This window comes from Streptomyces sp. B21-105, assembly GCF_036898465.1.
Lineage (GTDB): Bacteria > Actinomycetota > Actinomycetes > Streptomycetales > Streptomycetaceae > Streptomyces.
Genome location: NZ_JARUMJ010000001.1, coordinates 4,640,656 through 4,653,983, shown reverse-complemented (window position 1 = coordinate 4,653,983; position 13,328 = coordinate 4,640,656). Strand labels below are relative to the sequence as shown.

Sequence of the window (13,328 nt, the reverse complement as noted above, 5' to 3'; positions counted from 1 at the left end):
CCATGAGGAGAGAGGGCGTGTTTCACATGAAACGCGCCCGTCGAGGAGAGGGTGTTTCACGTGAAACCGATTGACCCGCGTCTCCTGCGATACGCCCGGGCCACCCGCTTCCTTCTGGTGGCGGTCGTCGGCTTGGGCGCTGTCGGGGCGGCGCTGGTCATCGCGCAGGCGATGCTGATCGCTGAGGTGGTGGTCGGCGCCTTCCAGCACGGTATGACGGTCGCCGAACTGCGCACCCCGCTGGTGCTATTGGTGGCGGTGGCAATCGGCCGTTCGCTGGTCGCCTGGCTCACCGAACTCGCCGCGCACCGCGCCAGCGCCGCCGTGAAGTCGGAGCTGCGGGGCCGGCTGCTGGAGCGGGCCACCGCCTTGGGGCCCGGCTGGCTCAGCGGGCAGCGCACGGGTTCACTGGTCGCCCTCGCCACACGTGGTGTGGACGCCCTGGACGACTACTTCTCGCGCTATCTGCCGCAGTTGGGGCTGGCGGTCGTTGTCCCGGTCGCGGTACTGGCGCGGATCGTGACCGAGGACTGGGTGTCCGCCGCGATCATCGTCGGGACTCTGCCGCTGATCCCGGTCTTCATGATGCTGATCGGCTGGGCCACGCAGGCGCGGATGGACCGTCAGTGGCGACTGCTGTCCCGGCTGTCGGGGCACTTCCTGGACGTCGTCGCCGGGCTGCCCACGCTGAAAGTGTTCGGGCGGGCCAAGGCGCAGGCCGAGTCGATCCGCCGTATCACCGGCGAGTACCGCCAGGCGACCATGCGGACGCTGCGGATCGCCTTCATCTCGTCGTTCGCGCTGGAGCTGCTGTCGACGCTCTCCGTGGCCCTGGTCGCTGTGACGATCGGCATGCGGCTCGTGCACGGTGAGATGGACCTGTACGTCGGGCTGGTGATCCTCGTGCTCGCCCCCGAGGCGTATCTCCCGCTGCGGCAGGTCGGAGCGCAGTACCACGCGGCAGCCGAGGGCCTCGCGGCAGCCGAGGAGATCTTCGAGGTGCTGGAGACGGCGGTGCCGGCGCCGGGCACGGTTGCGGTGACCGGAGGCGGCCTGGCCTTCGAGGATGTGACCGTCCGCTTCCCCGGGCGGGCCGCCGACGCCGTCTCGCACATGACTTTCACCGTCCGGCCCGGCGAGACGGTCGCGCTCGTCGGGCCGAGCGGCGCCGGCAAGTCGACCCTGCTGAACACTCTGCTCGGTTTCGTGCGTCCGACCGAGGGCCGGGTGCTGGCCGGGGGAGTCGACCTCGCGGACGTCGACCTGGAGCAGTGGCGGTCGCGGGTCGCATGGGTGCCCCAGCGTCCGTACCTTTTCGCAGGGACGATCGTCGAGAACGTCCGGCTGGCGCGTCCCGACGCCGACGACGCGGACGTGCGGCGTGCGCTGGCGGACGCGGGCGCGCTGGAGTTCGTCGACGCCCTGCCCGGTGGGGCCGGCACCGCACTCGGTGAGGACGGTGCCGGGCTGTCCGCCGGGCAGCGGCAACGGCTCGCACTGGCGCGGGCGTTCCTCGCGGACCGTCCCGTGCTGCTCCTGGACGAGCCGACGGCGGCGCTCGACGGGGAGACCGAGGCGGAGGTCGTGGCGGCCGTGCGTCGGCTGGCGGCCGACCGGACGGTGCTGCTGGTCGTGCACCGGCCCGCTTTGCTCGCGGTAGCGGACCGCGTGGTGCGGCTGGAGCCGGCCGCGGACGGGGCCGACATCACAGCCGAAGCCGAGACCGAGGCCGAGGCCGGCCTTGGAGCCGGACCGGGCGCGGCGGCCGGGGCGGTGGCGCACGGCCCCCTGGAGGCCTCCCCCGCGGGCGATCACGACCTTTCGGCGGGGGCGGCGGGGGTGGCGGAGAAGGCGGTCGAGGCCGTCCCGGGTGCGCTGGGGACGCAGCTCGGCGGGAACACCGGCGGGAACACCGGCGTGAGCGGTGGCGGGAAGGACGACGGCGTTCTCGCACGGGTTCGTGCCATGGCCGGGGCGAGGCGCGGGCGGCTCAGTCTCGCGCTGCTGCTGGGCAGCCTTGCTCTCGGCAGCGCCGTGGGCCTCATGGCCACGTCCGGCTGGCTCATCTCGCGGGCCTCGCAGCAGCCGCCCGTGCTGTACCTGATGGTGGCCGTGACGGCGACCCGCGCCTTCGGCATCGGACGGGCGGTGTTCCGGTACGCCGAGCGGCTCGTGTCGCACGACGCCGTGCTGCGGATGCTGGCCGACACCCGGGTCGCCGTCTACCGGCGGCTGGAGCGGCTGGCGCCCGCCGGGCTGCGCACGACGCGCCGCGGCGACCTGCTGTCGCGACTGGTCGCCGATGTGGACGCCCTCCAGGACTACTGGCTGCGCTGGCTGCTGCCCGTCGGCGCCGCCGTCGTCGTCTCGACGGGGTCCGTCGCCTTCACGGCGTGGCTGCTGCCGGAGGCCGGGGCCGTCCTCGCCGCCGGGCTGCTGGCGGCCGGGGTGGGCGTCCCGCTGGTCACCGGCGCGGTGGCGCGCCGGGCGGAGCGCCGGCTGGCCCCCGCCCGGGGCACGCTAGCCGCACGCACGGCCGACCTGCTCACGGGCACGGCCGAGCTGACCGTGGCGGGCGCCCTGCGCTCCCGTACCTCAGAGGTGCGCGAGGCGGACTCCGTGCTCACCCGGATCGCCTCGCGCACGGCGACCGCCACCGCGCTCGGCGACGGACTGACCGCGCTGGCGTCCGGGCTGACCGTGACCGCCGCGGCACTCGTGGGGGCTCGGGCGGTCACGGAGGGGCGGCTGGCCGGCGTGATCATGGCGGTGGTGGTCCTGACCCCGCTGGCCGCCTTCGAGGCCGTCCTCGGACTGCCCGCGGCCGTGCGATACCGCCAGCGGGTGCGCCGGAGCGCGGAGCGGGTGTTCGAAGTGCTGGACTCTCCCGAAGCGGTACGCGAACCCGCGCGGCCCGGGCGGGCGCCCGCGTCGCCGTTCCCGCTCGTGGTCCAGGGGCTGGCGGCCCGCCACGCCGGGCAGAACCGGGACGCCCTCACCGGCGTCGACCTCACACTGACGCGGGGGCGCAGGATCGCCGTCGTGGGTGCCTCCGGCTCGGGCAAGACCACGCTCGCGCAGGTGCTGCTGCGGTTCCTGGACCCCGGCGCGGGCTCGTACACGCTGGCCGGGGTGGACGCCCGCTCGCTGGACGGCGACGACGTGCGCCGGTTCGTCGGGCTGTGCGCCCAGGACGCGCACCTCTTCGACAGTTCGGTCCGCGAGAACCTGCTGCTGGCGCGGAAGGGGGCGAGCGAGGCGGAGCTGAGGGACGCGCTGGCGCGGGCCCGGCTGCTGGAATGGGCCGACGGCCTGCCCGACGGGCTCGACACCCTGGTGGGCGAGCACGGGGCCCGGCTGTCCGGCGGACAACGGCAGCGGCTGGCGCTGGCCCGGGCACTGCTCGCCGACTTTCCCGTTCTGGTCCTCGACGAGCCCGCCGAGCATCTGGACCTGCCGACCGCCGACGCCCTCACCCACGACCTGCTGGCCGCCACCGAGGGCCGCACGACCCTGATCGTCACCCATCGGCTGGCCGGCCTGGCGGCGGTCGACGAGGTGGTCGTCCTGGACGAGGGGCGGGTGGTACAGCGCGGCCCGTACGCGGAGCTGACCGCCGTGGAGGGTCCGCTGCGCCGCATGACCGAGCGGGAGGAAGCCGCGGAGCTCCTGGCGGTGACCCGGTGACCGGAGGGCCCGTGACCGGAGGGTTGGTGGCTGGAAGGTCCGTGGCCGCACGGTCCGTGGGGTTCGCCGCCGCTGTAGGCACGGGCGTGCCGCACGGCGATCGGCACGGCCGTCGGCGACGCAGGAGGCTGTCTGGGAGGGGAGCCGCGTCCGAGAGCGGCCGACCCGTCCTGACCCGGTTCTAGCCCCGCTCGGCGAGCAGCTGCTCGATGACGACGGCGACCCCGTCCTCGTTGTTGGCGACGGTGTGTCCCGAGGCCGCGGCGAGTACGTCGGCGTGGGCGTTGCCCATCGCGTACGACCGCCCGGCCCAGGTGAGCATCTCGACGTCGTTCGGCATGTCCCCGAACGCGACGACCTCCTCGTGGGAGATGCCGCGCTCCGCGCAGCACAGGGCGAGCGTGCTGGCCTTGGAGACGTCGGGGCCGCTGATCTCCAGCAGGGCGCTGGGGCTGGAGCGGGTCACGTTGGCACGGTCGCCGATGGCCAGCCGGGCGACGGTGAGGAAGGCGTCGGGGTCGATCGTGGGGTGGAACGCGAGGATCTTCAGCACCGGCTCACCGGCCCCGGGCGCGTCCTGAGCGAGCAGCTGCTCGGCCGGAGCGAGGTGGTCGGGGATCTCCATGTGCATCTTGGGGTACTCCGGCTCCTGGTAGAAGCCGTACGTCTGCTCGACGGCGTACATGGTCCCGGGCGCGGCCTCGCGCAGCAGCCGGACTGCGTCCAGCGCGTTCTCCCGTGCCAGTTCGCGCACCTTCACGAACCGGTGGGCGCCGGGGCCGCCGTGGAGGTCGACCACGGCGGCGCCGTTGCCGCAGATCGCCAGTCCGTGCCCGTGCACGTGGTCGCTGACGACGTCCATCCAGCGGGCCGGGCGGCCGGTGACGAAGAAGACCTCGATGCCCGCCTCCTCGGCGGCGGCGAGGGCGGCGACCGTGCGCGGGGAGACGGACTGGTCGTCCCGCAACAGTGTGCCGTCGAGATCGGTGGCGATGAGCCGCGGCGGGAGGGCGGCGGCCGGGGTCTCGGGCTGTCGAGTCGCTGAGGTCACCGGGCCATTCTCCCGCAGATGGCCGCACGATCGTGCGAGGGGCCGCCCGCCTGCGGGGCCGAAGCGGTGCAGTCGGCCCGATGCCGAGGGCCGGCGCGGTAGCTCCGGTGCCCGACCGGGCGTGCCGCCGTGAGGTGCTGGTGGCGCGACCGAGCGTGTCGGCCGTGACGCTCGTGGACCTGAGCAGGCGAGAGGCCGTGACGCTCGCCCTGCCGGGTGTGCGGCCGTGACGCTTCGGGGCCCCGGCGGGGTGGGCGGCCGTGAGGACCGGTGGCCCTGCCGGGCGTGGGGCCGTGGCGCTCCGGGGGTGCGGGGAGACACCTCCGGGCCCGACGTAGGCTCGGGGCATGAACCTGCGGCTGAGTACCGTGATCCTTCCCGTCGACCGCTGGCACGAGGGAGGCCGGGCCAAGTGGCGGCGCGCCGAGGAACTCGGCTTCCACGCCGCGTACACCTACGACCACCTGTCCTGGCGGTCCTTCCGGGACGGCCCCTGGTTCGGAGCCCTGCCCACCCTCACCGCCGCCGCCACGGCCACGGACCGCCTGCGCCTGGGCACCCTGGTGACGTCAGTCAAGCCTTTTTCGCCCACCACATCGTGACCTGCGACAATGCGGCCAAGATGTTGAGGACATGTTCGCAGGGCTGGCCGCCTGGCAAACCCTGTGACGGGCAGATGGGCAGACTACCTCGGCCCCCAGCCCCTCGGCCCTTGTAGAAGGCCAATGACCACTCAGCGCAGCTGGGCGAGCGCTTCCATGGCGATCTGCTCGAAGACCTTCTCATCCGCGGCGAAGTCCGAGTCGGGGATCGGCCAGTGCATCACGATCTCGGTGAACCCCAGCTCCCGGTGTCGGCCCGCGAAGTCCACGAACGCGTCCAGGGACTCCAGCGGACGGCTACGGTCCGGTGTGAAACCGGTGAGCAGGACCTTGCCGAGCTCGGCCTCATCGCGGCCGAGCTCAGCGCACGCGTCGGCCAGTTTCTCGAGCTGTCCGCGAATAGCCCGAACCGACTGCTCGGGGGTGCCCGACTCGAACAGTTTGGGGTCCCCGGTGGTCACCCACGCCTGCCCGTACCGCGCGGCGAGGCGGAGCCCGCGCGGCCCGGTCGCGGCCACCGCGAAGGGCAGCCGCGGGCGCTGCACACAGCCCGGGATGTTGCGCGCCTCATGCGCGGAGTAGAAGGCGCCCTCGTACGACACCGAACCCTCGGTCAACAGCCGGTCGAGCAGCGGCACGAACTCGGCGAACCGGTCGCCACGCTCGCGCGGCGTCCACGCCTCCTGCCCGAGCACGATGGCGTCGAATCCTGCGCCGCCTGCACCGACACCCAGCGTGAACCGGCCGCCGGAGATGTCGTCAAGGGAGATCAGCTCCTTGGCGTACGGCACTGGGTGCCGGAAATTAGGCGATGTGACGAGGGTCCCCAAGCGCATGCGCCGGGTGACAGTCGCGGCGGCGGTCAGGGTCGGGACAGCGCCGAACCAGGGTCCGTCACGGAAGCTCCGCCAGGACAGGTGGTCATAGGTGTACGCGGTGTAGAAGTCGAGTTCCTCTGCGCGCTGCCAGGCCGCACGGCCGCCTTCATTCCAGCGGCGGTACGGAAGGATCACGGTGCTCAGGCGCAGACTCATGCCTCAGAGCCTACGGCGGTACTCGATGGGCTCTGGACGTCCGTCACCCTGTGCGGCTCCTGCGTCCGCCGGCTCTGCATCAGGGACGTTCAACCGCGCACCACGCAGCCCCGCAGCGGTCGTCATCTCGTCGACGGGCGATCACCGCCAGGTCCTCACATCAAGGTTCCCCATCACGCCCGATCCGTCAGTTCCGCTGCGTACACACCTGCGACAGCGGCCGCGGTCGCACGTACTGCTGACAACGGCGCTTCCCCGCTCAGATGCCGATGAGCCGGATGGTCACCGCACAGCCGCGCCATGTCGTCGACGTCGGACGTCGGGATGGCCACTGGCCCGGGCTGGTGTAGTGCCATCTCGGCAACAGCCGCGAGCAATAGTCAAGACTTGTGGATCGGCAGTTGCTCAGCTTCGAGTTGATCGGAGCCTGGTGAGTCCTCCGATCGCCGAGAGTTCGTCGTTGAGAGGCTCGGCGGCGGCTGGCGAGGTGATGAGCAGGAGTACCGACACGTCGGGGTGCTCGTCGTCGTAGAGATCGTCTTCCCCGTCGTCTCCGGGAATGGCGTTCGGCTGGATCTGGAGGCGGGTCGTGTCGGCGAGGGTGGCCAGGAAGTAGACGCCGAGGTAGTCGCTCTCGCGTTCGGTGAAGGTCACGTCGAGTCGGTCGGCGAGTAGGCCGGCCAAGTCCTTGGCCGTGTAGGAGTTCGTGCCGTAGGTGTCGGAGACGGTCATGTGGGCATTCTCCTCAGGCCGCGTGGCTTTCGGTGCGTTCGACCAGCAGGCCGTTCTCGAACCGGGCCCCGGCCCGGACGAGTGGGTAACTGTCGTGCGCGGCAAACATCCTGCTTCCTTCACGGGATGTAGGCATGGGCACCTGCCTGATCGGGAGACAGCCGCAGGCCGGTGGACCCTCGCAGCGGTTGTCCGCGACTGCGGCCGCTTCTGCGAGTGGGGCCACCGGCCGGAAGTCCGCTCCGGCCGGTGGCCCCCAGGTAGATCAGTCGGGCTGTCCCGGACGTCGGAACAGTGACCGGATCATGGAGCCTCTACGGCGCCGTTTGTGCCATTCGCTGCGGATGTCGAAGATCTCTTTTTCCAGCGCCTCGTCTTCCGAGTCGGCGGCCCAGTCAACCGCCATCTCCTCGACGAGCAGAGGTGTGTCCTCCTCCGTGGCCCAGAAGTCGTCGGCTTCGAGCTCGTCGACTTTGCCGGTTCGCGGGTCTTCACTGATGTAGAAGGCCCACGAGTCATTGATCTCCGCGGCGAGGAGCAGGTATGACCCCGCGTACTCGCCCGCGGTGATCCGACCGATCCTTCCGTCCTGCGGCCAAGACGAGCGGTCAATCAGTACCGACCCCACCGAGAGATCCTTACGTGGTTGATGTGGAAGTTGAAGTAGTTGTGGTGGTTCTTCGCGCCCCAAGTGAGGTTCGAGGACCGGCCGAACTTACCCTTCCGGGCAGCTGACCGGTAGGAGTACTTGCCCCGCGACCACATCCTGGCTCCGTTGTTGGCCACCCCTCGGACGGCGCCACGGCCGGTCCACATGCGTCCCGCGAGCCAGGCGGTGGCGCGCGTGGCACGGATGCTGCCGCGAGCGTAGTTGAGCTTGTGGGCCAGGCGTGCCACCCGCACCACCCGGTAGGCGCGATAGGCCCAAGCCGCCGCGCCCAGTCCCGGGACAAAGCTGGCCGCGGTCAGCGCGATGTCCCACTTGTACTTCTTGACGAATCGCTTGGTGCTCTTCCAAGCCTTGCGCCAGCTCCACTTTCCGTCGAGGTCGAAGCGGTTGACCGGGTCGGCGTGCACGTAATCGTAGGCGTTGGCATTTCCGCCGTAGACCGGGTCGGTGGACAGGAAGCGTCCGGTAGTCGGGTTGTACAGGCGTACGCCCATCAGCGTGAGTCCTGTGAGGGTTTCAGCGGATCGCTGTTTGCCGCCGAGCCAGCTGTAGCGGGCAGCAGCCTGTCCGCTGCGCGGGTTGCCGTACTCGTCGCTGTCCAGGGCGATGGGCGCCTTGGAGGTGTCCAGCGGTAGCTGGAGGGCGACATCACCGTGGATGTTGGTGAGCTGCAGGACGACATCGCCGGTTTTGCTGGTGGTCGCCGCGAGGTCGCCGGCGGCGGAGTCGACGTTGCGGGTGAGTGTGCCGGTGGCGGTGTCCTCGACGATCCAGCGGGGGTTGTCGCCGTCGCCGTCGTAGTGGTTGAGCTTGGACCCGGTCTGCGTCCAGGTGGTGCCGCTGCTGGTTTCGGTCTTCCAAGATCGGAAGCGGTGGGCGGCGTCGAGCTGCCAGGTCTGCCGCTTGCCGTTCGCGGTCTGCTGGTATGCGAGGTCGTTGGCGAAGTAGCCGACAGTCCCTTGTGTGGGCAGAGCAGTGGTGCGTCCGAACGCGTCGTAGCTGTTGCCGGTGTCGGTGAGGCGGTTGGCGCTGTCGTAGGTGGAGTTCTTGGTGGTGTCCGCGGTGGTGGGGCAGTCGGTCCCCGGCGCCGCGGTGGCTGTGCCGAGGGAGGTGCGGTTGGTCCGCTGGTCGAAGCCGTAGGTACGGCGGGTGCAGACGGTGTCCGCGGTGTCCTGTACCGAAGTGAGCCGACCGACCGCGTCGTAGCCGTAGCTCTGGTCGGACCAGCCGGCGTGGATGGTGATCTGGCCGTGTACGGACTCGGTCACGGTGTCGGTGACCAGGACGGCACCGTCGCTGTCGCGGGTGTAGACGCGGTCGGTCACCGACCCTGTGGTGTCCTCGGTCTGGGTGAGGGTGTAGCCGCCGGGCAACTTCTCGGACGTGACGGATCCGTCGGCGTCGTAGGCGGCGGTGAATACCCCGGCAATGGAGTCGGTGGTCTTCGTCGCCAGACCACGTGGTTCGGCGGCGTGGTCGTAGGTGAAGGTGACGGTCGATGGCGCGTTGTCGGTGCTCTTGACCGGCCGGTCGAGCTGGTCGTACTCGGTGGTGGTCACACCGCCGTCGGCGTCGGTGTAGGAGATCTGTCGGCCGAGCTTGTCGAACGCCTCTGTGATCGTCCCGCCGGTCGGCGAGGTGGTCTTGATGGTCTTGCCGCTCGCCGGGTCGTACTCGGTGGTGCTGTCGGGTACGGCCTGGCCCACGCCTCCGGTGACGCGTGCGGTGGTCGGCCGGCCGGCGCTGTCGTAGCTGGTGGAGGTGGTGCGGGTGACGCCGTTGGCGACGTCGGTCACCTTCACCGCGTTGCCCCACCAGTCGTACTCCGTGGCGGTGGTCGGCAGCTCGGTGGGATTGGTTCCCCCGCCGGTGATCGCACCGGCCGGGCCGACGGAACAGACCAGGTCGGCCCATTCGGGCCGTCCGGCGCAGGCGCCGGTACCCGTGGCGGACCAGTAGGTGGTCACGCGAGCGGCGGCGTCAGAACCGGTGGAGCCGGGCGGAACTTCTTTGGTGACCCGGCTCTGGGCGTCGTACTCGGTCGAGGTGGTGATCGCCAGACCTACCGGGTCCTGGACCGTCTTGGTGGCCACGCCCTTGGCCCAGTCGAATTCGGTCTGGTTTACACGGGTCTCCCCTTGCACGCCCGGGTGCTCGCGTACCTGGGCCCCGGTCGTGACCTTGGTGACCTGGTCCTTGACTGTGGCAGTGCCATCGGTCGGGCGTCCCGAATCGTATTCGTTGACCGTCCAACTACGAGCGGTCACAGGGCTTCCGGCCGCCACCAAGGTGGTGGCACCGGACTTGAGATCCGAGGTCAGGTCGGTCCGGCGCAACGGGCCGAACTCCTCCAGTTCCCGTGTGCCGTCCTCGTTGTAGACCGAGCGGGTGGACAGCAGCTCGGCTCGTTCGGCCGAGGTCAGCTGCCCGATGCCGAGTTCGGCTTGTGTCACCTTGTCGGCGGGAGTGGTGCCCAGTGCGACGGAGCGGTTGGCTGCCGACAGTTCACGGACAGTGTTGCCATGACGGTCGGATTCGCTGGTGGTGACGTGTCCGCCGGGGGTGACACTGTTGACCTCGCGGCCGGATATGCCCAGGTAGGTGACGCCTGCCCGGGTATAGGAGCCGGCGCCGAGGCTGTCGCCGGAGTTGCCGGCTGGTGTCGCGTCGGCGGGGAAGACCGCGGTGGCGTCGGTGGGGACGTCCGTCTGCCCCCAGGCGGCGACATTCGCGGCGGCCATCTGGTACGGGGCGTTGGCCCCGCTGAGTGGAACGTCGTAGACGACGGTGGTGGCGGCCTCGCCCTCGACGGTGTCGGCGGTGCCCTGCTTCAGGCCGGGGCGGGATGCCTTGAGCAGCATGCCGTCACCGGCTGAACTGCTGGATCCGGCCTTGCCGTAGGCGAAGGTCCACGGCAGTTCGCCGGGAGCCGTGACCTGGGTGACGCGGCCCGCGCTGTCGTAGGCGTATTCCGTCTTGAGGGAGGGAGAGATCTGCGGATGCCACGACTGACGGAGCCGTCCCGACTCGTCGTAGAGGTACGTCCTGACCGACTTGCTGGTCGCCGTGGCCGCGCCGGGAGCGGTGGACCACAGCCGGATCTCCTTCACCTGCCCGGTGAAGTCACCGAAGACACTGCTGGTGGCGGTGGTGGAGGCGGCGTAGACGAACTCCAGGGCCCGGCAGCCCTTGGTCGCCGGAGCCGCGGTACAGGCGGCGGCAGTAGCGCCGGAACTCGGCGCGATGACCCGCTTGGGGCGGGCCAGCTTCTTGCCGTCGACGGTCACCGTTTCTGAGACGACGGTGGTGGAGTTCGCCAAGCCGTCCAGCAGCGTAGAGGAGACCTGCCAAGTGGTGGCGGCGGCGTCGGGCTTGGTGAAGGCGGTGACCGCCCCGTCGGTATCGGAGAGCGTGAAACTCCCGCTCACACTGCCCGTGAGCGTGAGGTCTTCGGCGCCGGGCTCGGGGATCCACCCGGTCTTGGCAGCGTTGGCAGTGAAGTGCAGTTCGCTGTCATCGGCGGTGATGACAGCGACGGCGGTTGCGGACGTCTGGCGCAGGTGGCTGTAGTCCGAGTCGGTCAGCTCCGCCGCCGTGCCGGTTGTCCACTCCTTGCCGAAGATGGAGACCTGTCCCTCCTGCTTCGCCCCGGCGTCGGGGTCCGGGAGGACGCCGTACGGTTCACGGACAGGCCGAGGTAGGAGGCATCGCTCTCGGAAAGGGTGAAGTCACCGGTGAGCAGGTTCAGCGAGCCGGGGCCGATCTCGTCGGACGCCGCGCCGGCCGCGTTGCGGTCGACGACGATCGTCAGCGGCTGGGTGCTGCCGGTGGCGCTGTTGGGGCCGGTGAAGTCGGCCTTGATCTGTACGGTGCCGTCGGGGTCGACCGTGCTGGTGGCATTCCAGACGAGCGCGGCGTTCTTGCCGCCGCTGAGAGCCACCGGCCAAGCGGTCAACGCGGTGCCGCCAGAGGTGACATCACCGGCGGGGATCGTCACCCACGGGTCGGCTTCCGAGCGGCGCCAGGGGAAGGAGACGCTGTCGTACTTGGCCGCGTCGGCCTCGGCGACCAGCGGCAGACGGCGGGCAGTACGCTCGCCCTCGCTCGGCTGGATGAACCCGCCGGGGCCCGCGTGGAAGGTGTACTCGATCGCCTCCGACTTGTTGTCCGCCTTGTCGACGGAGCGCACCTGCACGGTGTGGGTGCCGTCACGCGCGGGTGCGATCGAGATCGGCTTGTCCCCAGTGGCACCACTGGTGGCGGTCTTGGTCCAGGTCACGACGTCGAGGGACCATTCGAGCCAGTTGTGGTCCGAGCCGGGCGGGGTGACCGTGAACGTACCGGCCTGGCCCGCGCCCTTGACCCACGCGCTGCTCGGGTAGTCCGCCGAGACGATCTTCGTCGGGGCGGGGGGAGCGGTGGTGTCGACGGTGAAGGTCTTCCACGCCGACCAGCCGGTGTTGTAGTGCACTCCGTCGTAGGGTGACGTGCGGAACTTGTACGTCTTGCCGTTGGCCAGCACCCCGGCGGGGACCGTCACCGAGGCGGCCTGCCCGGACGGCACGAACGGGGAGACGATGACGTCGCCGACCTGGGTGTTGGTGGCGTTGTCGAAGATCTGGAAGGTGCCGTTGACCTTGTCACCGTTGGGGTCGACGAAGGTGTCGCGCAGCGTCGGCGTCACCGTGTTGACGGTGTAGGCGCCGCCGTAGGAGAAGTAGGGCGGGCCAGCTTCCTGCTTGGTGCCGGTGCGCGGCCGGTAGTTGTAAGTGACCACCAGCTTGGGCGGGTTGGCCGCGTTGTTGGCGGAGTTGACCCTCTTCCACTGGGCGGTCACCGTCTCGCTGGTGGCGCGCAGGCCCATGCCGGAAGTGGCGTTCTTCGCCGAGGCCCACTCCTGCACCAGGGTGCTGACGTCGGCGTTGATCCAGCCGTCCGGGGCCGAGGTGCAGGCCGGGTTGCCCTTGGTCTCGGTGGACGTGGCCTTCTTCGCCGTCCAGGCTGGCTGTGCGGTCCAGCGCGAGGCGGTGGACGCCTTGCCGGCGGCCCATACCTCCCAGGACTGGGCGGCGCAGGTCGTGTTGCCGGAGTGGAAGTTGAATAGGCTCAGCTTCGCGCTGGAGACCAGCGCGTCGGAGATCGGCGCGGTGTTCCAGGTGATGAACGACCTGGCGGTGCGCGGGGTGCCGTCGCTGTTCGTCGTGCCGGGGTTGCCGAGGTCCAGTTCGGTGTCGGTGGACCAGTCGACGGTCTCACCCTGCTGTACGTAGGTGTCGAAAACATTGCCCAGCGACGAGGTGGACGGATCCACGGTCACCGGGAAGATCGTCTCGGGGTTGGCGAGGAACTTCGCGTCCGGCGTGATGACGAGGTCGACCGCGCCCTTGCGCTGGACCACCTTCATGTCGACCTTGGCCCGATTGGTGTGCTCGCCGGAGACCTTGTCGACCGTGGCGTCCCACATCACCGGGGCGGGCATGACGGACCGCTTCTTGTTCTTCCTGTCGGTGAACAACAGGCTTCCGTCGGCCTGCTGCTTGACCTTCATCCTC

5 protein-coding genes and 3 pseudogenes are annotated in these 13,328 nt (G+C 70.2%); 2 read left to right on the top strand and 6 right to left on the bottom strand.

Translation table 11 applies throughout. The features are described 5' to 3' along the window. Window positions 1-60 precede the first annotated feature (60 nt). Window positions 61-3,687: a thiol reductant ABC exporter subunit CydD gene (gene cydD, locus QA802_RS20950; RefSeq protein ID WP_334524927.1), complete on the top strand. Its 3,627-nt coding sequence runs from the start codon at window positions 61-63 to the stop codon at window positions 3,685-3,687. 181 nt (window positions 3,688-3,868) lie between these two features. On the opposite strand, the gene QA802_RS20945 is transcribed toward cydD, so the two are convergent. Next, window positions 3,869-4,738 (bottom strand): Cof-type HAD-IIB family hydrolase, encoded by an 870-nt coding sequence (locus QA802_RS20945; RefSeq protein ID WP_319165751.1) that lies wholly within the window; start codon window positions 4,736-4,738, stop codon window positions 3,869-3,871. Between the two features lie 347 nt (window positions 4,739-5,085). On the opposite strand from QA802_RS20945, the pseudogene QA802_RS20940 reads away from it, so the two are divergent. Continuing rightward, window positions 5,086-5,334: pseudogene (locus QA802_RS20940) on the top strand (LLM class flavin-dependent oxidoreductase); the annotation flags it as partial. 137 nt (window positions 5,335-5,471) lie between these two features. Here the strand turns inward: QA802_RS20940 and QA802_RS20935 are convergent. The 5 genes and pseudogenes from QA802_RS20935 to QA802_RS20915 all read right to left on the bottom strand — a co-directional run. Beyond that, window positions 5,472-6,374, bottom strand: a complete 903-nt coding sequence (locus tag QA802_RS20935) for an LLM class flavin-dependent oxidoreductase (protein WP_334524922.1) — start codon at window positions 6,372-6,374, stop codon at window positions 5,472-5,474. A gap of 259 nt (window positions 6,375-6,633) precedes the next feature. Continuing rightward, window positions 6,634-6,745: pseudogene (locus QA802_RS20930) on the bottom strand (DNA-binding protein); the annotation flags it as partial. Between the two features lie 34 nt (window positions 6,746-6,779). Beyond that, on the bottom strand, window positions 6,780-7,106 hold the full coding sequence (locus QA802_RS20925) for a hypothetical protein (RefSeq protein ID WP_334524920.1): 327 nt from the start codon (window positions 7,104-7,106) through the stop codon (window positions 6,780-6,782). A gap of 265 nt (window positions 7,107-7,371) precedes the next feature. After that, window positions 7,372-7,734 carry a hypothetical protein gene (locus QA802_RS20920; protein ID WP_334524918.1) on the bottom strand — a complete coding sequence of 121 codons (363 nt, stop codon included), beginning with the start codon at window positions 7,732-7,734 and terminating at the stop codon, window positions 7,372-7,374. After that, window positions 7,719-13,324, bottom strand: a pseudogene (locus QA802_RS20915) (DNRLRE domain-containing protein); the annotation flags it as partial. The pseudogene QA802_RS20915 and the gene QA802_RS20920, both read right to left, overlap by 16 nt. Window positions 13,325-13,328: the final 4 nt, after the last annotated feature.

Excerpts from the sequence above, each read along its gene's own strand:
- QA802_RS20925 (WP_334524920.1), bottom strand. The coding sequence starts at position 7,106 with ATGACCGTCTCCGACACCTACGGCACGAACTCCTACACGGCCAAGGAC.
- QA802_RS20935 (WP_334524922.1), bottom strand. The coding sequence starts at position 6,374 with ATGAGTCTGCGCCTGAGCACCGTGATCCTTCCGTACCGCCGCTGGAAT.